The organism is Nocardia sp. CY41 (genome assembly GCF_009829325.1).
GTDB lineage: Bacteria > Actinomycetota > Actinomycetes > Mycobacteriales > Mycobacteriaceae > Nocardia.
Window position 1 is genome coordinate 23474 of the sequence record NZ_VUOS01000001.1, and the last position, 22535, is coordinate 46008.

The window sequence follows — 22535 nt, forward strand, 5'->3', positions numbered from 1 at the left end:
CGGAGACCAGCATGAGCAACGCCCCTGTCTTCCGCCGGAAGATCACCCCCACCGAACGCCTCTATTTCGCCACGCGGCGGGTGACCCCGCCGTTCGTGATGTACCTCGCCGTCCACGGCGACGGCAACCTGGACCCGGCGGCGCTGCAGGCCGCCGTCGACGCCGCCTCGGCGGCCTGCCCCGGCGCCCGCCTGGTGCGCGACGGCAGCGACTGGGTGGACAGCGGTCTGGCCGCCACCGTGCGCGTCGTGCCGGGATGGACGCTGAACTACGCCGCATTGGAGCAGGACGCGGTGCTCAACAGCCCGATCGGCCCCACGCCCGATCGCACCACCGAGGTCCTGTTGCTGACCGGTGCGCAGACCACCGTGCTGTTCCGCGCCTTCCACGGCGTGATGGACGGCATGGGCCTGCGGATGTGGGTGGACGACGTGTTCCGCGCCCTGCGCGGACACACGCCACTCGGTGCGCCCGACCCGGTCGCCGACGCCGAACTGGTGGCACGCGTCGGCACCGCGGGGAAGCCCACCCTGGTCCTGCCGACGTTCCAGGCGCCGACCGGCCGCGGCCGCCAGGATCCGGCGGCCCCGCGCTGGCTGCTGCGCCACCGCACGATCGAGGCGACCGGTAAGGGCATCGTCGCGCTGGTGGCCTCGGTGCTGGCCGCGGAGTCGGATACCCGCTCGCGCTTCATGATCCCGGTCGACCTGCGCAGGCACGATCCCGGCCTGCGCTCTACCGCGAACCTGGCGCTGCCGCTGTTTCTCGACGTGGCGCCCGGTGAAGACTGGGCGACGGTCCGGGAGCGGATGCGCACCGGCCTGCGGGAGAAACGGGAGGTGAACGAGCTGGACAACGGCAACCTGTCGAAGTTCCCGGACGCCGTCGTCCGCGCCGTGCTGCGCGGCGGCAACTGGCTAGGGGCCCGGCTGAACCGCAACATGGTGTCGGCCACCGTCTCTCATCTGGGCGCCTTCGATCTCGCCGAGATGGCGGTTCCCGGCTGGACGCCGACGACCATGCGGGTGCTGCCACAGCACAGCGGCGCGATGCCGCTGCTGTTCGCGATGGTCGAGTCGCGCGGGAAGCTCGAGTTGACCGTCTCCTGCCGCAACGGCGCGGGCATCGAGCCCCGGCTGGAGGCGCTGCTGGACAAGATCACCGCGCGGCTCGAAGCCGAGCTCACGCCGCACCGGGCGGCCGTCGGATGACCGGCCTCGCCCGGGTCGTCCTGGCCCGGCCGCGGATGGTGCTCGCGGTGGTGACCGGGGTGATGCTGCTGTCCGGTCTGCTGGGCATCGGAGCGTCGGACAAGGTCACGGCCGCCGGGTTCATCGATCCCGGCAGCGAGTCCGCGCGCGTGGATCAGCTCGTGAGCGACCACTTCGGCCCGCAGAATCCCGATGTGGTCGTGCGGTACACCGCACCGGAGGGACAGACGCTCGACGACCTCGGCCCCCGTGTACAGGAGGCGCTGGCGCGGATCGATCCGGCGATGCTGCAACGGCCGATCGAGACCTACTGGAACGCCGGGTTCGCGCGCAAGCAATTCCTGCGCTCGGCCGACAACCGGCACGCCCTGGCCGTGGTCTATCTCGCCGGTGACGCCAACCAGCGCGTCGCCGCGTATCCGGACATCGAACCGCTGCTTCGTGTTCCGGGTGTCCCGGCCGATCTGTCCGGCTACAGCGCGGTCTCCACGGAGATCAACGCGCAGTCCCAGCACGATCTGGTACGGGCGGAAGGGCTCTCGCTTCCGCTCACACTGCTCATCCTGGTGCTGGTGTTCGGTGGTCTGATCGCCGCGTCGTTCCCGGTCGTGGTCGGTGGCCTGACGGTGCTCGGCGCGCTGGGCGCCATCCGCGTGCTCGCCGAGCTGACCGAGGTGAGCACGTTCGCGGTGAACATCGCGTCCCTGCTCGGCCTCGGAATGGCCATCGACTACGGGCTGTTCCTGGTCACCCGATTCCGCGAGGAGGTCGCCGGCGGGCACGACGTGCGCTCCGCGATCGGCCGCACCTACGCGACCGCAGGACGTACCATCGCGTTCTCGGCACTGCTGCTGGTCTGCGCGTTCGCGGGGACGTTCGTCTTCCCGCAGGCGGTGCTGCGCTCGCTCGGCATCGGCGCGATCACGGCGGTGGCGCTGGCCGCATGCCTCTCGCTCACGGTGCTGCCCGCCATGCTCGCGTTGTTCGGCGCGCGCATCGGGACCGCGCGCGCGATCGATCGCACCGACCGGTTCTGGGGCGGTCTGGTCGATCGCGTGCTGCGACGGCCGGGGCTGGTGACCGTGGCCGTCGGCGCCGTCCTGCTGGTCTTCGCGGCGCCGCTGGCCGGGCTGCGGCTGGGCGATATCGACCACCACGCCTTGCCGCCGGACAACCCCATGCGCGTCACCATCGAAGAGCTCACCGCGCAGTTCCCCGCGGCAGGCAGCGGCGTCACCGCCGTGCTGCACGGCTCGGACGGGCCGCCGCAGTCGGCCGCGGTGGACGCGGCCGCGACAGCGCTGGGCACGGTCGACGGTGTCCGGCAGGTCGTCCAGGTGGGTCGCGCCGAGGACTTCGTCGTCTTCCACGCATTCCTGCGCGACACCGACCGCACCGAAGCAGCGAGCGCCTCGGTGCGCGGCATGCGCGAGTTGACTCCCCCGGACGGCACGGTTCTGTGGATCGGCGGCGACACCGCGGCCACCGTGGACAGCGTGCGTTCCATCGTCGCCGCGATGCCGTGGATGATCCTCGTCATGGTCGGCGCCACGATGGTGCTGCTGACCGCGGCGTTCCGCTCGATCGTGCTGCCGCTCAAGGCCGTCGCCCTGGCATTCCTCAGCCTGGCCGCCACGTTCGGCGTGCTCACCTGGATCTTCTGCGGCGGGCATCTGTCCGGCCTGCTCGGTGTGAGCACCGGCCCCATCACCGCGGGCATGCTGGTGCTGATCATCGCGGTGGTCTTCGGCCTGTCCACCGACTACGAGGTGTTCCTGCTGTCGCGCATGGTGGAAGCGCACGACGCGGGCGCCGACACCGCCGCGTCGGTGCGCGCGGGCACGGTCAAGACCGCCCGTGTGATCACCGCCGCCGCCACTCTGTTGGTGATCGTCACCGGCGCGTTCACCTTGTCGCCGCTGACCCCCATGCGCTTCCTCGGCCTGGGCATGATCATCGCGCTCGTCGTGGACGCCACCCTCGTCCGCATGCTGCTGGTCCCGGCGCTGGTGCAGCTGATGGGTCCGGCCAACTGGTGGTCACCTCGCCGCCGCCGCGTCGTCCCGGCCACCGTCGACCGCATCCGGGAGCGCGCGGCGACCACACGCTGACGCGGTGGACAGCGACCTTCGGACGCACCGGGCGGCACAGCCGCGCATCGCCCGGCATCGTCACCAACGGCGGCGCCGGCCGCGTCGGAGGCGGCCGGTATAGCACCTCGAAGGGCCACAGCTTCAGCTTCGGTTGGTCTGGCACCCATCAGCTGTCCGAGCCGCCCGGCCGGCGTGGACGCGAGCTGGGCGGCTCCCTACCCGGCTTCTGCCGAGCGTGCTTTCCGCTCGACGCGACCTAAGCGACCAGTTCCATCACCCCACGCGGATCCCATGGCATCGGCCCGGTCGGGAAGCTGAGCCGGACCAGCCGGTGCGGCGCGGCCGTGTCGAAGTGCGCCACCGCGGGTGGTAGGAATCCGCCGATCACCTTCTCCACCATGACGTTCAGTCCGGACAACCGCGGCCGCAGCCGCACCTGCCAGCTGTTGATGCGCCCGGCCGGAACCTCGACGACGGTGCGCTGCTCCACCTTGGCCCCGAGCGGGAAGTGCACCGAGAAGGCCAGCCACAGGTCGACGCACTGCTCGGCGCCCTCGGCGAAGTCCAGGCCGCGCAGCAGCGTCAGGCCACCGGCCAGCGGCATCACGTTGGCCGGGAAAGGCGCGATACCACCGCCGAATCGGAGGTGGACGGTGCCGAGGAAGTCGGCCTCCTCCCGAGAGACCACCGTGGTGCCCGAGCGTGTCTCGGCGCGGTAGTGCTCGGCCCGCAGCCGGTCCCCGCAGCGCTGGAACCGCTGCTCGATGGTCATCGCGAAAGTCCGGTGTCCCAGGCTTGCCTCGAGCGTCGAGCGGTACCCGTCGCCGTCGTGGGCGACCACGCTGACCAGGTCGAGCTTCAGCGGCCGATCGGCGATGGTGACGGTGTAGACGGACTTCTCTCCGTCCGGGATCCCCGGGTCACGAAAAGCGATGTCCACCAATCCTCCTCTACCGGGTGTCCGCGGCCGCCGCCGCGAACACCGCTGCCAGCGTGGCGATGTAGCGTTCGACGGAGCCGTGCGCCACCGGCGTGTCCGGGTAGATGACGCTCAGCGTGGTCTCCGACGCGAGCCGGTTGATCCAGATCAGCACCTGCTCGGACGCGGCGCGATTGGCGTACAGCCCGCACGACGCCAGGTCGAAGACCTCGTTGCCGAGCAGCTCCCTGGCGTCCACATACGAGATCATCGGCGTGGACCAGCCCGGTTCCAGGTCGAGATCGGAGTCGGCGGGCAGCAGTTCCACTACGCGCTGGAACGAGGTCGGGGCCAGGCGCAGCCCGTTCTCGTAGGCGCGCTGCGCCAGGGACGCGGCGCGGGTGAAGGTGGTCGTGGGGCCGATCGGGAAGGCCACCGGCAGCAGCGTGACGTACCAGCCGACCGACGCGCGTTCCGCGGCGCTGCTGCGGGTACTGACGGGCGTCATGCCGAAGTAGTAGTCGCTGTCGATGAGCTCGCGCTCGGTCAGCGCCGCCGCGGCGAAGATGCCACCGACGAACTCGGCTCCGCCTGCACGGCAGGCCCGCTCGAACCGCAGCGCGGTGTGCTCGTCGAAAAGGGTGACGGTGCGGTGAGCGCTGCGGTTGTACACGTCGGTGCGTCTGCCCAGATCCAAGGGGAAGGAGGGCAGCTCGCCGTCGTTCCCACGGATGAGCTCCAGCCACTTCCGCACGCCGGGCGAGGCGAGCGTCATGCGGCCGGTGTACTCCCGCTCGGCGGTCGATCACCTGCACACCGAAGTACCGGAATTCCGCCGCGGCGTGCCGATCGGCCAGCCGGAGATACTGTTCCTGCTGATGTGAGGGCGGGGCCGGGTGCACCGGCGCCCGCCGGGCGCGCGCCACCGACTCCGGTGACGCCGCCCAGCTGATCAGGCGTCCCGGCCCCGGCTCCCATTCATCGATCAGCCCGAAACGGACCACGGTGATACCTCGTTTCGACGACGGCGGTCGCTCACGGCCTGGCCTCGGCCGCCGCCACCGCCAGCGCCGGTTCGGCCGCGGAGCCCTTCGTGAGCGCAGGCTCGGCCTGCCCCGGCACGGCAACCGGCTGCGGCTGGCCGGAATCCGCCGCCAGGATCAGCTCGGCCACCTTCGGGCCGGCCTGCTCCAGACTGAACGAGCGGCCCATCTGCAGTGACATCAGGTCGATGCCGAGGGTCTTGGTGACCCGCGCGCCGAGTTCCACCGCCATCAACGAGTCCAAGCCGAGTTCGGGCACCGGGACGGTCATGTCGATGGAATCGACCGGCACACCCATCACGACGGCGAGTTCCTCGGCCATCTTGCGGGCGACGAAGGCCCCGCGCTTGCTCTCCTCGATCGCGGCCACCTCGGCCCGCAGGCGGGCCAGTTCGGAGGTGTCCTTGGCGGAGGCCTGCGCGAGCGCGATGGTGCGGCCGGTACGGGTCAGCTGCGGGAAGGTGCCGGTCAGCTTGGCCCAGTCGGTCGGGATGATCGCGGCGCGCGCCACCCCCAAGCGCAACGTCTGCTCGAGGTAGGCGGTGGCGTCGGCCATGTCGATCGGGTCGAAGCCCACCAGATCGAGGTACTTCAGCGCCGTCTCGTCGGCGGCCATGCCACCGGTCGCGCCGGACAGGTGACCCCAGCCGACGCACAGCGCCCGCTCGCCCGCCGGGGACCATTCCTCGGCCAGCGACTCCACCGCCACGTTGGCCACGCAGTAGTTGTACTGGCCGTAGATGCCGTACATCGAACCGCCGGAGGAGCACAGCACGAACATGTCCAACCGGATCCCGGCGTCGGCCACGGCTCGATGCAGGACTCGCGCGCCGTGCACCTTCGGGCGGTACACCTTGGCCAGCTCCTCGAACCGCATCGCGGCCAGTCGATTGTCGGCCACCGCACCCGCCGCGTGGAACACCCCTCGCAGCGGGTGTTCGGCGCTGTGCGACCGCGCGACGATCGCGGCGACCGCATCCGGATCGGTGACGTCGGCCAGTTCCTCGACCACCTCGACGCCCACGGTGCGCCACGCCTCGAGCTGACGGCGCGCCTCCTCCGTGCTCGCGCCGCCGCGGCCGAGCAGGACCAGCCGCCGCGCCCCGCGCAACACCAGCCAGCGACCGATGGCCATCCCGAACCCGCCGAAGCCGCCGGCGACCAGATACGTGGCGGCGCCGTCGATCTCGATCCCGGCCAGGTACGGCCGCACCGCCGGGGTGGGCGAATCCATGCGCAGCGCGATCCGGGTGAGCCCGGTCGACCGGATGGTTTCCTCGAAGGCCCTGGCCACCTCGTCGGTCTCGAACAGTTTGTAGGGCAGCGGCCGGTAGGTGCCCGCGAGCACCTTCTCGTAGACCCGCTGCAACAGGCGGGCCAGCCGCTGTGCGTCGACGGCGACCAAGCGGTCGAGGTCCATCGAGAAGTACGCCAGGTTCTTGTCGAAGTTGGCCATCTCGAGCAGGCCGCCGGTGTAGATGTCGGCCTTGCCGACCTCGACGATCCGCCCGAATTCCGCGACGGCGTGGAAATTCTGGCGCAGGATCTCTCCGGGCGCACTGCTGAGCACGACCTCGACGCCCTTGCCGCCGGTCAGTTCCAGCACGTCGTCGACGAAGTTCAGCGAACGCGAGTCGATCGCGTGGTCGGCGCCGAGGGCGAGCACATGGGCACGGCGCTCGTCGGTGCTCGCGGTGCCGATGATGCGGGCCCCGCGATCCTTCGCGACCTGGATCGCGGCCGTGCCGACACCACCCGCCGCGCCGTGGATCAGCACCGTCTCGCCCGGTTCCAGCCGCGCCAGGTCCAGCAGCGCGTACTCGGCCGTGCCGAAGGCGATGGTGCTGGTGCAATATCCGGGATCCGCGTCGGCGGGCAGCGGGACCGCCAGCTGGCGGTCGACCACGACGTAGCGCTGCATCATGCCCTTGGCGGCGACGGCGACCAGCTCGCCCACCACGACATCGGTGATGTCCGCGCCCACGCGCACCACCTCGCCGACGCCCTCCATCCCGGGCACGGTGCCGAAATAGGTCGGCGCGAGTTCCCGCTCACCGAGCAGGCCGATGACCTTGAGCGGATCCTTGTAGTTGAGGCCGATGATCTTCATCCGCACCTCGATCTGCCCCGGTCCCGGTTCGGGCCGCGGGCACTGCCGCCACGCCAACGCCGACAGCAGCCGGGTCCGGGGCATTTCGAGCGTGAAGTTGGCCTCCGGGTCGGCCAGCGGTTCGGCGGTGTCCAGGGCGTCGAGACGTTCCTGCAGCGGCTTGGTCACCAGTGGGACCCAGCGCTTGCCGCCGCGCAGCACGACCTCGTCGAGGTTGTCGTTCCAGAACGCGCCGGGAACGGCCAATTCGCGGATCAGATCGGCCATCTCGGTATCGGGTTCCACGTCGATCAGCCGCCAGCGCAGTGCCGATTGCTCGTTGAGCAGCACTCGGCGGGCACCTGCCAGCGCGGCGTGGTTGGAGTTCGGCGGGATCGGGCTGTCCGGCAGCGCGAACGCCCGCTCGGTCACCAGGGTGGCATGACACCAGCCTTCGCCGAAGACGCTCTTGGGCCCCTCCTCGGTGGCCTCCGGATGGACGAACTCGTCGAGTGCGACCGCGATCCGCTCCAGCATCCACAGATCGGCGACATCGTCCTCGACAGCCCCCGCGACCACGCAGACGTGCAGCCGGTCGGCGCCCTCGGCCTTGGCGGCCGCCAATGTCGCGGCCAGATCGGAGGCGAGTTCGCGACCCGCCACTCCGGCGACGTAGAGCCGGGAGCCCGGGATGGCGGCGGCCAGCTGCCCCGCACGGCGGCAGTCGCCGCCCAGCGCGACGAGCACGGTGCTCACCGAATCCTGTGGCAGCGCGGCGGGATCGAGCGGATCGCGCTGTTCCAGCGTCTCGGCGTAGTAGAAGTCGACCATCCGGTGCAGCGGATCCTGCCCCGGCGCCAGCGCGCCGATCTGCACGCCGCTCAACCGCATGACCAGGTTCTGTTCGTCGTCGACCAGATCCACGTCGGCGCGCAGCCGGGCCCGGGGATCGCGGCGCGCGACGACCGTGATCCGCTCGGGCAGCGGGGCCACCAGCCGCACCGCCGCGACGCCGACCGGCACCAGCGTGCCCTCGTCGATCCGGGCGTCGGCGAACAACAACGCCGCCGACTGCATCGCCGCATCGACGACCGCGGGATGGGCGAGGTGCCCGGAGTCGGCGGCGATCGCGCCGTCGACGGTGGCCACCACCGCGTCCGCGCCGACGCGCACCGAGGTCACGCGGCGGAAGGCCGGACCGTACTGCAGCCCCGCCGCGGCCAGGCCGCGGTAGAACATCTGCGGGTCGACGTCCAGACCGACGTCCAAGGCCGGGACCGTGACCTTCGTGGGCTTGTGGCTGCCGGTCAGCGTGCGGCCGAACTCGTGCACCGTCCAGGCCGTGCCCGTCGCCGAGCGCGATCGGATCAGGAAGCGGCCGCTGGCCTCTTCGACGGTCAGCGCCACCAGCGGCACGTCCGGCGCGGCCATGATCAGCGGGGCCACGAACCGGACCTGTTCCAGCGCAACGCGTTCGACGCCCAACCGGGCGGCCGTGGCGCTCAGCGCGGCATCCAGGTACGCCGCGCCCGGCATGATCTTGACGCCGTTGACGACGTGATCGGCCAGCCACGGCAGCAGTTCGGTGCCGACCTGCAGCAACCAGTCCGGCCTGCCCTCGACGTCCGGGTCGCCCAGCATGGCGTAGGTACCGGGGGTGCCAAGCCGTGCCTGCTCGAACAGCGGCAGCGCCGAATGCAGCCGGGTCCGCTGCCACGGATAACGCGGCAGCGGCACGTGCGGCGTGGCGGGAAGCCGCGCGGGGAACAGTGCGTCGAGGTCGAGCACGCCCGCGGCGTAGAGACCGATGAGGGTGCGGCGGATGCTCTCCGAGTCCGCCTGCTTGCGATCCAATGTCGCCACCGTCGTGCCGTTGACGTCCGCGCCCAGCAGGGCCTCGCGAATGTTGCCCGACAGCACCGGATGCGGGCCGACCTCCAGGAAGACCCGGCTGTCCGCGCCGATCAGCTTCGTGATCGCGTCGGCGAACCGGACGGGTTCGCGCACGTTGGCGCACCAGTACCCGGCGTCCCAGTCGGTACCGTGCACCGCCTCGCCCGTGACCGAGGAATACAGCGGCACGGTCGGCGCCTGCGGCTGCAGCCCGGCCAGCGCCGCGCGCAGCTCGTCCAGGATTGGGTCCATCAACCGGCTGTGGTAAGGCACCTCGACGCGCAGCCTGCGCGCGAAAACGCCGTCCTCGGTGAGCTTCTCGGCGATCTGGTCCAGGCGGTCGACGTCACCGGACAACGTCAGCGAGCTCGCGCTGTTGATCGCGGCGACATCCACACACGGGTCGTCGCCGACGAGCTCGCGAGCCTGCTCGAGCGACATCCCGACCGCGAGCATGCCACCCGAGCCCGCGGTCGTCGCCTGCAACCGGGCCCGGTGGTAGGCCACCAGCACCGCGTCGCGCAACGACAGCATGCCGCTCACGTAAGCCGCCGACACCTCACCGACACTGTGCCCCACGACGGCCGCGGGCCGGACGCCGTATTCGGCCAGCTCCCGCGCCAGCGCCACCTGCACGAGGAAGTTCGCCGGCTGCGCCACCTCGGTGCTGGTGACCCGTGACTCGTCCTCGGGCCGCAGCAGTTCCTCGATGATCGACCAGCCGGCGATCGCGCGGAACTCGGCGTCGATCGCCTGCGCCGTGTCGGCGAAGACGCCTTCGCCGCCGAGCAGCTCGCGGGCCATGCCCCACCACTGCGGACCCATGCCCGAGAACACGAACACCGGTTCGGCCGTGCGCGCCACGATCGTCCGCGCGGCATCGCGGCCTGCGCCCGCGGCGAACTCGTGCAGGTCCCGGACCAGGTCGGCGGTGTCACCGACGAGCATGCCGGTACGGAACTGATGATGCGCCATGCGGGTCCAGGCGGCCTCGGCCAGCCGCCCCGGGTCGGCGCCCGCGGTGATCAGATCGGCGAACCGGCCGGCCAGCGCACGAGCCGCGCCGGTACTGCGCGCCGAGATCGGCAGCACACCGAAATGCCGTGCCTGCTGCGCCGGTGGCCGGGAGACCTGCCGGAACTCCTGCAGGATGGTGTGGGCGTTGGTGCCGCCGTAGCCGAAACCGTTGACCGCGATCGTCATCGGCTCGGCGTCGTCGGGCAGCGCCTGCGCCTCCAGCTGAACGTGCAGTCCCAGCTCGTCGAAGGGAATGTCGGGATTGGGTTTGTCCAACCAGCCCTGCGGCGGGATGGTGCGATGGTGGATCGCCAGCGCCGACTTGATCACGCCGGCGATTCCGGCCGCGGCCTCGGTATGGCCTAGTGTCGACTTGACCGAGCCGACGCCGAGCGACCGCGTGCGCCCCGCCGGCGCGCCGAACACCCGGCCAAGCGCGCGCAACTCGACCGGATCGCCGACCAGCGTGCCGGTGCCGTGCGCCTCGACGTAGGTGATGGTGTCCGGCGCGAGCCCCGCCCGGCTGCACACCGAACGAGCCAGAGCCTCTTGGGATTCGGCGTTCGGCACGGTGATCGCGGTGGTGCGGCCGTCCTGGTTGGCGCCGGTCGCCTTGACCACCGCGTAGATCCGGTCACCGTCGCGGACCGCGTCGTCGAGCTTCTTCAATGCCACCATGCCCGCGCCCTCGCCGCGCCCGTAGCCGTCGGCCGACGCGTCGAAGGACTTGCAGCGGCCGTCCGCGGCCAGGAAGCCGCCCTTGCACATCAAGACGAAGGTCTCCGGCTGCAGCATCACGTTGACGCCGCCCGCGAGCGCCACCTCGCAGTCGCCGTTCTCCAGCGCCTGGCAGGCGAGATGGAAGGCGACCAGCGACGACGAGCAGGCGGTGTCGACCGTGAGCGCGGGTCCGACCAGGTTCAGCGCGTAGGCGATCCGGTTGGACAGCATGGTGTACGACGCGCTGGCCGGGGTGTGCATGTCGGTGTGGAACAGGGCCGGGCCGACCACGCCGATCACCGACTGGTCCACCACGAATCCGCCGACGTAGACGCCGATCGACGAGCCCGCCGCGTGCCGCGCGATCCCGGCGTCGTCGAGCGCCTCCCAGGTCACCTCGAGCATCAGGCGCTGCTGCGGATCCAGCACGGTCGCCTCGCGGGCGGAGATGCCGAAGAAGTCCGGGTCGAACTCCCACGGGTCGATCGTCATGAAAGCGGCGCGCTTGGTGTAGCTGCGCCCCGGCGTTCGCGGTTCCGGATCGTAGTAGCGGCGGTAGTCCCAGCGATCGGCGGGCATATCGATCACGCCGTCGCGTTTGTCCAGGACGAATTCCCAAAAGGTGTCGGGCGAGTCGATTCCGCCTGCGAATCTGCAGCCGATGCCGACAATTGCAATATCCGACATGCACATCCTCCGGGTCGGATCTAGTTGATCGCCATTCTTGTCCGGCGATTCACGAATTGGCGTGTGCGCAGCTGGCGACCGCCCCAGCGTAACGGCGGCCACACGACCCGTGGCGGACTCAGGGAGACTTCACAATCCGGCCGAACAGCGCTTTGTAACATTTCGAGATTCTCGATTCTTCGTCGGTCGAATGCCCTGCGATCGCTAGGTTTTCAGTTCGTACGTGACCCTCGCCGGCATGCGATGTCATCGATCAGGAGGCGGCATTGTTCACGCGCTGGGCCGATACGCTCGTGCGGCGGCGATTCATCGTCCTCGGGCTCGTCGTGGCCGGCCTGCTCGCCCTTGGTGGGTACGGCCTCGGCCTAGGTGATCACCTCAGCGTCAGCGGGTGGGACGATCCGACGTCGGAATCGGCGCGCGCGGCTCGGCTGAAGGACGAGGCGTTCGGGCGCGACCACATCGCCGACGTGCTGTTGTTGTTCCATGCCCCGGCCGGGAAGACGATCGACGATCCCGCCTTCGCCGCCACGGTCGTGGGCCACTTGAACAGCCTGCCGCAACGCTTTCCGGATCGGATCGGCAAGATCAACGCCGCCTACTGGCGCACCGACACCGGGCTCGAACTGCCGGACATCTTCGGCTCCCAGGACCGCGCGCACGCCTTCGCCTCCGTCGCCATCCGCGGCACCGACGACACCGAGGTGATGCGCAACTACCGAGCCGTCGCCGAGGAGTTCCGACTGCCCGGTGTCGAGATGGAGGTCGCAGGCGGACAGCCGGTCGCGGCCGCCCTCAACGACACGATGGCCCACGACCAGCGGCGCATGGAGCTGTTCGCCGTCCCCGCCGTGGCGGTGCTGTTGTTCTTCCTGTTCGGCGGCGTCGTGGCGGCCGCGCTCCCGCTCGTCGTCGGCGGGCTGACCGTGCTGGGCGCCTGGGGGATCATTCGCGCCTTGACCACCGTCACCGAAGTGAATTCCTTCGTCTCACCGGTGGTCTCGATGATCGGCCTCGGCTTGGCCATCGACTACGGCCTGTTCCTCGTGAGCCGGTTCCGTGAGGAGCTGGCCGACGGTCACGAGGTGCCCGACGCGGTACGGCGCGCGGTCGCGACCGCCGGGCGGACCGTCGTGTTCTCCGCGACCGTCGTGGTGGTCGCCGCGGGCGCGATCCTGCTGTTCCCGCAGGGCTTCCTGCGTTCGTTCGCCGTCGGCGCGATGGTGACGGTGACGCTGGCGGCGCTGATCTCGATCACGGTGCTGTCCGCCATGCTGGCTGTGCTCGGCCGGCGCGTGGACCGGCTGGGGCTCAACCGTTTCCACGCGCGCCGGGCGAGCGACCGCGAGCAGGACAACGGGTGGGGCCGCGTCGCCGGATGGGTCATGAGAAGGCCGCTGGCCGTCGCGGTCCCGCTGGTGGCCGTCCTGGTGGTGCTCATCGCGCCGGTGCGCGAGGTGGCCTTCGGCGGCATCACCGAGCGCTTCCTGCCGCCGCGGCATCCGGCCCGCACGGCGCAACAGCATTTCGACCAGATCTTCCCACTGCGTCAGATCAACCCGATCGACCTGGTGCTGATCACCCATGACAGCGCCGCGATCGACGCGGTGGTCGCCGAGGCCGGCCGAGCCCCCGGGCTCGTCGCGCCGTTTCCCCGCGCGGTGCCGGGACCGGGACATCCCAACGTCTTCACGACCTCGACCGTCCTGCGTGACGCGCACGATGCGAGCGCGACCATCGATTATCTGCGCTCCATGTCCGTGCCGCAGAGCACGACCGTGCTGGTCGGCGGGCAGCCCGCGAAGCAACGCGACAGCGTCGACGCGTTGCTGCGCCGTATGCCGCTGATGATCGCGCTCGTCTTCCTCGTCACCACCGTGCTGATGGTGCTGGCCTTCGGCTCGGTGGTGCTGCCGCTGAAGGCCGCGCTGCTGAACTTGCTCGGGCTAGGCTCCACGCTCGGCATTCTCACCTGGATCTTCGTCGAGGGCCACGGCGCGGGACTGCTGGAATTCACCCCGCAACCGATCATGGCACTGGTGCTGGTGCTGATCGTCGCCGTGATCTACGGCTTGTCCACCGACTACGAGGTATTCCTGCTCGCCCGCATGGTGGAGGCGCGCGCGGCCGGCGCGACGACCACCGAGGCGGTCCGCGTCGGCATCGCCCGCACCGGGTGGATCATCACCGCCGCCGCCCTCATCCTGGTGGTGGTGACCGGAGCGTTCGCCCTGTCGGATCTGGTGATGATGCAATACATCGCCTACGGCATGGTCGCGGCGCTGTTCATCGACGCGACGATCCTGCGCATGCTGCTGGTGCCCGCGACCATGCGGTTGCTCGGCGACGCGTGCTGGTGGGCGCCGTCCTGGCTGCGGCGCGGCGGGCGTCGTCGTGCCGAGGCCGAGGATTTCCACACCGAGGCCGTCTCCGGACGCTCCCAGGTCCGGTAGGCAGGGGCCACGAACTCACGCATCTCCCGCACAGCAGCCAGGTGCCGTCGCCCGACGACCGACTGTAAACGGCGTCGGACACCCCGCCAGTCCCTCTTTCGGCGACTCATGGCCAATGCGCTGAATCCTTCTCTGGTGAGCGTGCGCGATCACTGCGGGGCAGTCTTCGGGATGCCTCGGTGGCATCCGGACCACGGTTGCCGCCTGGACTGCGGTGGCCGAACACGGTTGCCGCGGAATCCGGCCTCGATGCGAGGACAGTCGGCGCTGGAACGCGTCGTCGAAGGGGGACGGAGCGGTCAGCCCGCGGTCGACCAGCTCCACGGGCTCGTTGCGGCCCGCGCGCGGTCCGGCAGCGCCAGCGTCAGGGCGGCGAGGCCGAGGGCGGCGGCGGCGATGGCCGAGAGCATGATCATGCTGCCCGACAACGTGTGCGCGCGGAAGAACAGCGCGCTGAGCACCGCCAGCCCGACCGAGTTGCCGATCTGTTCGATCGTGGGCAGCACTCCCGACGCCTCCCCCATCGCGCGATCGTCCAGGTCGGCCAGCATCAGCGGCTGCAGCGGCACCCCGAACACCCCTACCCCGAAACCCGCCAGGAACACCGGCCCGGCCACCAGCGGCAGATTCACCGCGCCGGAGCCCACGTACAAGTAGCCCACTCCGACCACGACGCACCCCGCGAAGACGGCGATACCGGCGGCCGGTGCGCGAATCCCCCAACGGCTGACAAGTACCGGCGACAGCACCGCCCCCGCCCCGGCTCCCAAGGCGAACGGCGTCATCGCGACACCGGTACGCAGCGCGGAGAACCGCAACACGTCCTGCAGCAGGATCGAAACGGTGAAAACGAACGCGGTGAACAGGCCGAAGAAGACCGTCACCAGCACCGATCCGACCGCGAATCCGCGGTCGGAGAACAGGTCCAGCCGCACCAGCGCCCGGCCGCCGCGGCGGCGCGTCGCGCGTTCGCGGGCCGCGAACACCGCGCCCAGCACCACCGCGGCCCCGATGTATGCCCCGTGCAGCGGCCGCCAGCCCGCCTGTTGACTGTCCGACAGCGCGAACAGCAGCAGGAACAGCGCCGCGGTGGCCACCACGGCTCCGCGCATATCCAACGGGTCCCGATCCGTCGCCGGGCCCAGTCGCAGGTAGCGGGCGGCCAGCGCGATGGCCACCACCCCCAGCGGCAGATTCATCAGGAAGATCGCGTGCCAGCCGAGCCCGAACGGATCCAGAGTGATCAGCCCGCCGCCGAGGATCGGCCCGAGCATCCCGGCGAAACCGGCAGTCGCGCCGTAGACGGCGAAGGCGTATTGATGGTGCTCGCGCCGGAAACTCGCGGTGATGATGGCGATGGTCTGCGCGGCCATCCCCGCGCCCGCCACACCCTGGACGATCCTGGCGATCACCAACTCCATTGCGGTGGAAGACACTCCGCACCACACCGAGGCCGCCGTGAAGGCCGCCGCCGACCACAGGAACATGCTGCGGCGGCCGGCGATCGCGCCGACGCGAGCCGCGGTGAGCAGCACACAGGCGAACGCCAGGGAGTAACCGGCCACCACCCACAGCTGCTCGGACCGGGACGCCCCCAGTTCCGCGGTGACCACCGGGAGCGCGGTGTTGACGATCGTCACATCGATCATCTGCATGAAAACCGAAATCAGGCATGCCCCGAACGATCCGAGGGCGACCGCCGCCTCCTTGCGGGTCATCGAATCACCGTCTTCGTCGTCGGCCGCGAATCGTCCCGAAACTTGTGCCGACAGCTCCGAGAGCAGGTGTCGTTCTTCCCTCGATCAACGGTCGACGCTCGCATATCCGCCTCGGCGTTCCACAGCGGAGGGATTCGCTCGGTACTGTTCATCGCGGCCGAATTCACCTCGCGTTTCGATTACCGGTCGGATCAGGCCGGATTCCACTATCGGACACGCCTGCCACCGCGACGGCCTGTTCGCCGGAAAATACGGCTCCCGGCCCCGGATGAGAGGGCCCGAATTCGCAGTAAATAGCATCGCATGTCCGATGAGCAGCTTTTCAAGCGGTTCTGTGCGCGATAACAATTCGGTTCGGTGACCATTGCCGGGATTCCCAAACCGGTGGTGCAAGCGTCACCGTCCGAGGCAGCGCAACCTGCGTCGAGCGCGGGGCGTCCCTTGCGCGAGGTCGGCTATGCCGTGACCGAGGAGTGCGCCCAGGGGTCGGCGAGATCCCTGGAAGGCGGCGCGTCATGGCTTCCCGCGCGCCGGGTGTTGGAGTCCACGCAGAGGTTGCCCGGGCGCGGTCGAGCCAGGCCCGGCCGGCCAGATCACCGACGCCGGAGGTGGGCACTACATCTGCGAGCAGCGCCTGTCCGGCACGGACATGTTCGTTGATGTCCCGGATCGGCGATGGTTGCCCGGCCCGAGCCGCGAGAACGGTGCCGGGACTGCCTGCCGGGCTGCGTCCCCTCAGGCCGAGCATGTCTGTGCCTGGTCACCCTGGTCCACCGACACCACCAGGCCCGCCTCTGGCGCTACCGGAGCCGCGGCTGACGCTATGCCCGTCGTGCGCGGCCGGAACCGGCCGCCGGAACTATCGCCGTCGCAGGCCTGACGTGCAGGAACATGCGCGGCGAAACAATTTTCGCCGCGACCGATGAATCCTCGCGAGGACCGCCGTCCTATCAGGTGAACGCGCTACCGAACAGCGCAACCGACCCTGGAGGAATGAACAATGACCAGCATCGCCGCCGCGACCACCACCACCGTCCGCCCCGGCAAAGTCCGCAACCGCGTCCTGTGGGGACTGCAGATCTTCCTGGGCCTCTTCTTCATCGTCGCCTCGGGCATGCCGAAGGTGCTCGACATGGTTCCGGAGGAGAACATGGCGGCGATGCGCGAGGCGGGTATCGGCTCGCCCTGGTTCATGTACTTCGTGGGCATCTGCGAGATCGCCGGCGGCATCGGCCTGCTCGTGCGCCGCCTGAGCGGGGCGGCCGCAGTAGGCCTGTCCGTCCTCACCCTGCTGGCCGCAGCCACCAACCTTTTCCTGACGGATATGCCCGCGTACGCGCCCTTCCCGCTGGTGCTGTCCGGGATCTTCGCCTGGATCGCCTACGAGCGCCGCGACTCCATCCTCGCCCTGCGCTCGTTGCTCACCCGGTGACAACGCGATAGACACGGAAACGATCGGCAGGCTCCGGCCCGCCGATCGTTTCCGACGTTGCCCGGCAGGGGTGTTCAGGGTCGGTCCGCCCTCGCCGGGCAACACATTCGCACGCCACCAGGCTGACTTACTGTCCTCCACGACAACCCCACGGCCATACACGTGTCCACGCCACAGGCTCGACCTCACGTCCAGGGGCACACCCATCGCCACCGGCAGACGAGACGGGTTCCAGGCTCAGCCACCACCGCCCACTCGACAGACAACCGAGTGCCATTGCAGGACCGAGCCGTGCTCGTCTTGCGGTCAGCAGTTGAACGGGAAGCACGATCTCGGCGGGGCAGCCGGTTGCGCGGGCGCGAGAGTAGACGGCACGACGGCGGTATCGGCCTGCTTGTCGGGATGTCCCATGTGGGTGAGGGTCAGCACGACAAGCAGAAGGAACGTACCAGGTGGAAATACTATTGTTGCCGGCCAGGACGTTCGGGACGACCTAGGGTGCGCGGTCGAGAATCAAGCGGGCGAGGGCGTCGCGGTCCTCGAGCATCGCGATATGCCCGACTCCGCGAAGGTATTCCAACTCGGCACCCGGCACCGCCTCATACTGGTGCGCCGATGCCGGGTCCCAACGAGGGTCGGAATCCCCGAAGATCACGAGGAGGGGCTTTCCGGCGTCGATGAGACGCTGGGGCACGGTCCGCTCGGCGATGTAGTCGCCGTTGGCGGCGAGAATCGCGCGGAAAGCTCGATAAGACGTCCTTCGCAAGTCGGCCAAAGCCCCGTCGGGCACCGTGATCGGAGCCGCCGCAGTCGCTGCCAGTCCGCGGCGGATCATCGAGTCGGTACGGATCGCCCACACGAGCGGGCCGAAGGGCGGCGAGGCGAGTACCCGGATGATCGCCGGCTCGGGGAGAAGCGCTGCGTGACTCGGCCCCGTGCTGACCAGGACCAGCTCGCCGACCAGGTCTGGACGACGCTCCACGAGGGCGGTAGCGACGTACCCTCCGCTGGAGTGGCCGACCACCTTCAGACTTCGGACGCCGAGCTCGTCCAACACCGTCGCCGTCCGATCCGCCTGCTGCGGAACGGCGTACGTCGACGCCGGCGTGGACCGGCCGCATCCCGGAAGGTCGATCGTGATCACCCGGTACTTCGTGGCGAGCGACGGCACCACTGGCGCCCACATCGAACCGGTTGCACCCGAGCCGTGGATGAGTAACAAGGGCGGTGCCGCCGGGTTCCCCTCGATGACGACGTGCAATCCACGGACTGTCGTGTCATCGCGTGTCTGGGTGGGACTCGATTCGCTCATACCGACAGCTTCGTCGCGGGCTCGTCACGCCGTATTGGACAAATGTCACGTTATCCCGCTCCGGCTAGCCTGGGATGCATGACCGCAACGGAGGGATTGGACTGGAGTCGGGTCGACGTCGCCGTCCCGGTCCGACTACCGACTCCGGGAGTCCGGATGGCGGGTTTCCGGTACCACGACGTTGGTCCCGTTGACATCACGATGATCCCGCATCCCTTGGTCACGCTCCTGCTCGATCTCAGCGAGCACGGAGTCGTCTACGACGTTCTCGGGCGCCCGGTCACGGGGAACGCGATCGTCGGCCTCCATGCCGGCGCCTTACGCATCACCAGCGCAGGGGCCGGCGACGTCCTGCAGATCCGCGTGTCCCCCGTCATCGCCGCAGCGATTCTCCGAGACACCGAAATCATCGGCGGCGCCGTGACACCACTGCCGGAACTGTGGGGCAGTTGCGCTGCCATCTTGACCGAGCGACTCCGTTCGACGCCGTCGTGGGACGACCGGTTCGCAATCGCAGCCGCGTTCCTCCGAAGCCGGGTACCTCGCGGATTCGGTGTAGCACCCGAGATCGCGTACACCTGGGACCAGATCGTCCGCACCAGAGGCGTGCTCCGCATCGAGACCCTTGCCGCAGAGACCGGCTGGACCCGCCAGCGACTCTGGTCTCGCTTCCGCACCCACATGGGGGTCTCGCCCAAGCATGCATCCGAACTCGTCCGCTTCGACCATGCCGCCCATCTCCTAGCGACAGGGCGCTCGCCTGCGGATGCCGCCGTCGAGGCCGGCTACGCCGACCAATCCCATCTTCACCGTCGAACCAAGGCGATTACCGATATGACCCCCACCGTCGTCGCGAGGGCACCGTGGCTCGCGATCGACGAAGTCGCCTGGCCGACAACCTGATCCCGCAGCCGAACGAACATCGAGACGGCCTATCCGACGGGCACATGAGGACCGGAGTGAGCACCACTCGTCCCGCGAGGTCAGCATGCGGTCCCGCCAGATCCAGGGGTCGCGATCCCGTTGTGAGTCGGTCTGCTTCGTTCAGACTGCGCTTCGTGCCGACAACGCCCCGAGTGCACGTATGGCTTCCGCGGTCTCCCGCTGGGCTTCCGCCTGGGCGAGGGCAGCATGTGCCTGCGCCTGAGCGATCACGTTCCGCCGCTCCGCTCCGCTGACCGCCTCCCCGGCGGTGAGGCCACTGAGCAGTGCCTCGGCGCGCTGCTTGTGAGTGGTGTAGTCATCCATCGGGCGATTCTCGCACCCTGCCCCCATCGTGGGCGATCCACCCTCGCACGCTCATCGGAGTACCGCCTCGAGCCGACGGCAGCGGTCCCCGGGACTGCGGCGTCGGTCTGGCCCATTCCCGCATTTCCGCGACCACTTTGTCGGTGATACGAGAAACGGTCTCCTTCGACACCGACGCGCCGTAGATCTCGGTGATCGCGGCTGCTCGGAACTGAGCAACGGGCAGTTGGCGGCCAGTGAGGATCACGCGACGCCGGAGGGCTCGAGTAGCGTTCCCCGCCCGCGCCCGGTCGTCGGGATCGTCTGTGGCAATCCCACTTCGCAGGACGGGTGCACACTTGAATCCTTGACTTCCAAACCTTCCTCCCGTCGAATCGTGTAGGGCATCGAGGATCCGAGAAGGTGAAGCGCGTCGACCCGTCGTGCCACACGTCGCCGACAGAGCCTGTCCGGCCCGCTACTGAATCACGGCCGAACCGACGCTTACTGACACGCCGACCGACCGCGCCGACCGCGCCCGCCGCGCGTCACCCGTCGGATCGCTGCGAGCGCAGGGCCTTCCACGCGACGTATCGGTCGGGCAGGCAGACGGCGCAGGGGCGGTAGCCGGCGGCGAGAGCGTCGAGTTCGGTGGCGAAGAAGACGCGATGTGGGAGGTAGGCGCCGAGTGCCAGCGCGCGCAGGGCCGAAGGGCAGTCGAGGCGACCGTAGATCCGGCTACGGCGATGACCGCCGTAGCCGCCCGGCCGGGTGCTGCGATACGGCCGGCCGTCACCATCGAGCAACGTGTACACCGGCGGCTACTGCGCGTCGTGCAACACGAGCCCCAGCGTGTGCCGGAGACCGTCGCGCACACGGCTGACGCCGTGGCGGATCGGAGCCCGGGACCAGCCCCGGCTCGAGCGCGCCGGCCGGTCGCGGGTGGTGAAGATCAGCGCGTGGCCTTGCTCGAGCACCGAGACGGTCGCTTTCGACTGGGCACGCGGACGCTGCTCGACGAGCACGAATTCGCCTCCTGTGTAGTCGATTCCGGGCCGGTCCAATCCGATGACGACCTGCATCGGGAAGACCAGGTCGCCGTACAGGTCGCGATGCAAGGCGTTCCAGTCACCCGCGTCGTAGCGCAACAGAAGGGGAGTCGGCTCGGTCTGGCCCGCGGCGTGGCAGGCGGCGAGCCAATCCGCGAACTCGTCGGGCCACGCAGCTGGATCGCCGAGCCGCTCGGCCCAGCAGCGCGCCAGTGGCAACAGTTTTCGGTAGAAGCACGCGCGCAGGGTCATGATCGACTCGGGCAGGGGGTCCGCGAAGTACCGGTAGGTGCCTTCGCCGAATCGGTAACGTGCCATGTCGACGGTGGAACGGAACCGCGTGCGGTCGTCCCAGACAGCGGTGAACTCGGCGCACTCGTCCGGAGTGAGGATCGGCCCGGTCGCCGCGCAGCCGTGGGCGTCGACTTCCTCGAGCAGCGCCTGCCACGGCTGGTCGTCGACTCGATCTGCCAGGGAGGCGGCGACTCTCGTCCCTCCTGGGATCGGCGCGGCCGGGTGACCGCGCCGGGCGGTGCCGATGCCTCGCCCGCTCATGCCGCCGCCTCCAGATCCAGCAGCGCGTGCTTGGCGGTGACGCCGCCGACGTACTGTCCGATCGACCCGTCACCGCGCACTACCCGGTGGCACGGAAGCACCAACGGCAGCGGATTGCGCGCGCAGGCCGAACCGACCGCGCGCACGGCACGCGGGTTCCCGACGGCGGCCGCCACCGCGCCGTAGCTCGCGCGCTGTCCGTAGCCGATGGCGGGCAGGTGCTCGATCACCTGGCGGCGGAAACCTGCCGCCAGCCGCAGATCCAGGGGCAGATCGAACCGCGTCCGGCTGCCCGCGAAGTATTCCGCGATCTGCCGCGCCGCCGCGTCCAGCCGGGCGGGCGCCGCGAGGATCCGCGGGCTGATCCGGGCGGCCAGCGTGGCGAGCACCGCGTCGTGGTCCTCGGTGGGATAGGCGACGCGGACCAGCCCGGCGGGCGTTGCGGCCAGCAGCAGCGTCCCCACCGGGGTGTCCAGCAGGCGGTAGGCGACATCGAGCAGGCCCGCGGTTTCGGCCTCGGCGGTCAGTCGCGCGTGCAAGGTGGCGAGCAGATCGGCGTCGGGGGTCAGTGCGCGCGACAACCCGTCGCCGTGATCGAGAGTGGCCATCATGCTTCATCCTTCGGGTAGAGCTTGCGCAGGGTCTTCAGGCCGTCCGCGGCGGCGCGGCGGGCGGCGTCGGGAGAATTGCCGAGCAATGCGGCGATCTCCGCGTGGGGAAGCCCGGCCAGATAGTGGTAGGCGACCGCTTGGCGCTGCTTGGTCGGCAGCGCCCGCAGGGCGGCCCACAGGTCGGGGTCGTAGTCGGCGGGTCCGGGGGCGGTGGCGGGGCGTTCCGGCAGCGTCTCGGCCGGGACCGGCGCGCGCGTGAGCGCCCGGCCGACGTCGATCGCGCGACGGTGCGCGATGGTGACCAGCCATGCCTCGACATTCGTGTCCGAGGGCATGCCGGGAAACGCGCGCAGCGCCGAGAGAAACGTTTCCGACCAGGCGTCGGCCGCGTCGGACGGACCGAGCACCGCCCGGCAGACGCGCAACACCATCGGGCCGTATTCGGCCACTATTTCCTCGAACGGGGGCAGGCTCACACCCGGTAGACGCGGCAGGCGCCGCGAATG

At 69.8% G+C, this 22535-nt stretch carries 15 protein-coding genes and 1 pseudogene; 5 read left to right on the forward strand and 11 right to left on the reverse strand.

Annotation, left to right across the window (positions count from 1 at the left end; translation table 11 throughout):
• Window positions 1–11 precede the first annotated feature (11 nt).
• Window positions 12–1211, forward strand: a complete 1200-nt coding sequence (locus GVY64_RS00120; RefSeq protein WP_159837480.1) for a peptide synthetase — start codon at window positions 12–14, stop codon at window positions 1209–1211.
• Entirely contained in the window at window positions 1208–3322 is a 2115-nt protein-coding gene (locus GVY64_RS00125) for an MMPL family transporter (protein WP_159837482.1), read from the forward strand. Before GVY64_RS00120 ends, GVY64_RS00125 begins: the two co-directional genes overlap by 4 nt.
• Before the next feature lie 238 nt (window positions 3323–3560).
• On the opposite strand, the gene GVY64_RS00130 is transcribed toward GVY64_RS00125, so the two are convergent.
• The 3 genes from GVY64_RS00130 to GVY64_RS00140 form a co-directional block, all read right to left on the reverse strand.
• Window positions 3561–4244 carry a hypothetical protein gene (locus tag GVY64_RS00130; RefSeq protein WP_159837484.1) on the reverse strand — a complete coding sequence of 228 codons (684 nt, stop codon included), beginning with the start codon at window positions 4242–4244 and terminating at the stop codon, window positions 3561–3563.
• 10 nt (window positions 4245–4254) lie between these two features.
• Window positions 4255–4998, reverse strand: a complete 744-nt coding sequence (locus tag GVY64_RS00135; RefSeq protein ID WP_236566506.1) for a hypothetical protein — start codon at window positions 4996–4998, stop codon at window positions 4255–4257.
• Window positions 4999–5258: 260 nt separating this feature from the next.
• Complete coding sequence (locus tag GVY64_RS00140; protein WP_159837486.1) at window positions 5259–11672, reverse strand: type I polyketide synthase; 6414 nt, start codon at window positions 11670–11672, stop codon at window positions 5259–5261.
• A gap of 266 nt (window positions 11673–11938) precedes the next feature.
• Here GVY64_RS00140 and GVY64_RS00145 point away from each other — a divergent pair, with 266 nt between their 5' ends.
• Window positions 11939–14125 carry an MMPL family transporter gene (locus tag GVY64_RS00145; RefSeq protein ID WP_159837488.1) on the forward strand — a complete coding sequence of 729 codons (2187 nt, stop codon included), beginning with the start codon at window positions 11939–11941 and terminating at the stop codon, window positions 14123–14125.
• A 299-nt stretch (window positions 14126–14424) separates the two neighbouring features.
• Here GVY64_RS00145 and GVY64_RS00150 read toward each other — a convergent pair whose 3' ends face one another.
• Window positions 14425–15843 (reverse strand): MFS transporter, encoded by a 1419-nt coding sequence (locus GVY64_RS00150; protein WP_159837490.1) that lies wholly within the window; start codon window positions 15841–15843, stop codon window positions 14425–14427.
• A 1000-nt stretch (window positions 15844–16843) separates the two neighbouring features.
• On the opposite strand from GVY64_RS00150, the gene GVY64_RS00155 reads away from it, so the two are divergent.
• Entirely contained in the window at window positions 16844–17275 is a 432-nt protein-coding gene (locus tag GVY64_RS00155) for a DoxX family protein (RefSeq protein WP_159837492.1), read from the forward strand.
• A gap of 493 nt (window positions 17276–17768) precedes the next feature.
• Here GVY64_RS00155 and GVY64_RS00160 read toward each other — a convergent pair whose 3' ends face one another.
• Complete coding sequence (locus tag GVY64_RS00160) at window positions 17769–18587, reverse strand: alpha/beta fold hydrolase (RefSeq protein ID WP_159837494.1); 819 nt, start codon at window positions 18585–18587, stop codon at window positions 17769–17771.
• Between the two features lie 78 nt (window positions 18588–18665).
• Here GVY64_RS00160 and GVY64_RS00165 point away from each other — a divergent pair, with 78 nt between their 5' ends.
• Window positions 18666–19490: a helix-turn-helix domain-containing protein gene (locus tag GVY64_RS00165; protein WP_236566507.1), complete on the forward strand. Its 825-nt coding sequence runs from the start codon at window positions 18666–18668 to the stop codon at window positions 19488–19490.
• A gap of 141 nt (window positions 19491–19631) precedes the next feature.
• Here GVY64_RS00165 and GVY64_RS00170 read toward each other — a convergent pair whose 3' ends face one another.
• The 6 genes and pseudogenes from GVY64_RS00170 to GVY64_RS00195 all read right to left on the reverse strand — a co-directional run bounded on the left by GVY64_RS00170 (window position 19632) and on the right by GVY64_RS00195 (window position 22499).
• Window positions 19632–19835: a hypothetical protein gene (locus tag GVY64_RS00170; RefSeq protein ID WP_068057770.1), complete on the reverse strand. Its 204-nt coding sequence runs from the start codon at window positions 19833–19835 to the stop codon at window positions 19632–19634.
• Between the two features lie 103 nt (window positions 19836–19938).
• Window positions 19939–20040, reverse strand: a pseudogene (locus tag GVY64_RS39000) (transposase); the annotation flags it as partial.
• 322 nt (window positions 20041–20362) lie between these two features.
• A complete protein-coding gene (locus GVY64_RS00180) occupies window positions 20363–20629 on the reverse strand; it encodes an Ada metal-binding domain-containing protein (protein WP_159837498.1) in 267 nt (88 codons plus the stop codon).
• 6 nt (window positions 20630–20635) lie between these two features.
• Window positions 20636–21418 carry a 2OG-Fe(II) oxygenase gene (locus GVY64_RS00185; RefSeq protein WP_159837500.1) on the reverse strand — a complete coding sequence of 261 codons (783 nt, stop codon included), beginning with the start codon at window positions 21416–21418 and terminating at the stop codon, window positions 20636–20638.
• Window positions 21415–22026 (reverse strand): methylated-DNA--[protein]-cysteine S-methyltransferase, encoded by a 612-nt coding sequence (locus GVY64_RS00190; RefSeq protein ID WP_201297859.1) that lies wholly within the window; start codon window positions 22024–22026, stop codon window positions 21415–21417. The genes GVY64_RS00185 and GVY64_RS00190 overlap by 4 nt, the downstream gene beginning before the upstream one ends.
• The gene (locus GVY64_RS00195; protein WP_159838219.1) at window positions 22026–22499 is read right to left on the reverse strand and encodes an RNA polymerase sigma factor; all 474 of its coding nucleotides are present in this window, start codon (window positions 22497–22499) and stop codon (window positions 22026–22028) included. The genes GVY64_RS00190 and GVY64_RS00195 overlap by 1 nt, the downstream gene beginning before the upstream one ends.
• Window positions 22500–22535 lie beyond the last annotated feature (36 nt).

Coding starts and splice junctions, on each gene's coding strand:
- GVY64_RS00120 (WP_159837480.1), top strand. CDS start 12: ATGAGCAACGCCCCTGTCTTCCGCCGGAAGATCACCCCCACCGAACGC.
- GVY64_RS00185 (WP_159837500.1), bottom strand. CDS start 21,418: ATGAGCGGGCGAGGCATCGGCACCGCCCGGCGCGGTCACCCGGCCGCG.
- GVY64_RS00135 (WP_236566506.1), bottom strand. CDS start 4,998: ATGACGCTCGCCTCGCCCGGCGTGCGGAAGTGGCTGGAGCTCATCCGT.
- GVY64_RS00170 (WP_068057770.1), bottom strand. CDS start 19,835: ATGGATGACTACACCACTCACAAGCAGCGCGCCGAGGCACTGCTCAGT.
- GVY64_RS00140 (WP_159837486.1), bottom strand. CDS start 11,672: ATGTCGGATATTGCAATTGTCGGCATCGGCTGCAGATTCGCAGGCGGA.
- GVY64_RS00155 (WP_159837492.1), top strand. CDS start 16,844: ATGACCAGCATCGCCGCCGCGACCACCACCACCGTCCGCCCCGGCAAA.
- GVY64_RS00125 (WP_159837482.1), top strand. CDS start 1,208: ATGACCGGCCTCGCCCGGGTCGTCCTGGCCCGGCCGCGGATGGTGCTC.
- GVY64_RS00160 (WP_159837494.1), bottom strand. CDS start 18,587: ATGAGCGAATCGAGTCCCACCCAGACACGCGATGACACGACAGTCCGT.
- GVY64_RS00190 (WP_201297859.1), bottom strand. CDS start 22,026: ATGGCCACTCTCGATCACGGCGACGGGTTGTCGCGCGCACTGACCCCC.
- GVY64_RS00150 (WP_159837490.1), bottom strand. CDS start 15,843: ATGACCCGCAAGGAGGCGGCGGTCGCCCTCGGATCGTTCGGGGCATGC.
- GVY64_RS00165 (WP_236566507.1), top strand. CDS start 18,666: ATGACCGCAACGGAGGGATTGGACTGGAGTCGGGTCGACGTCGCCGTC.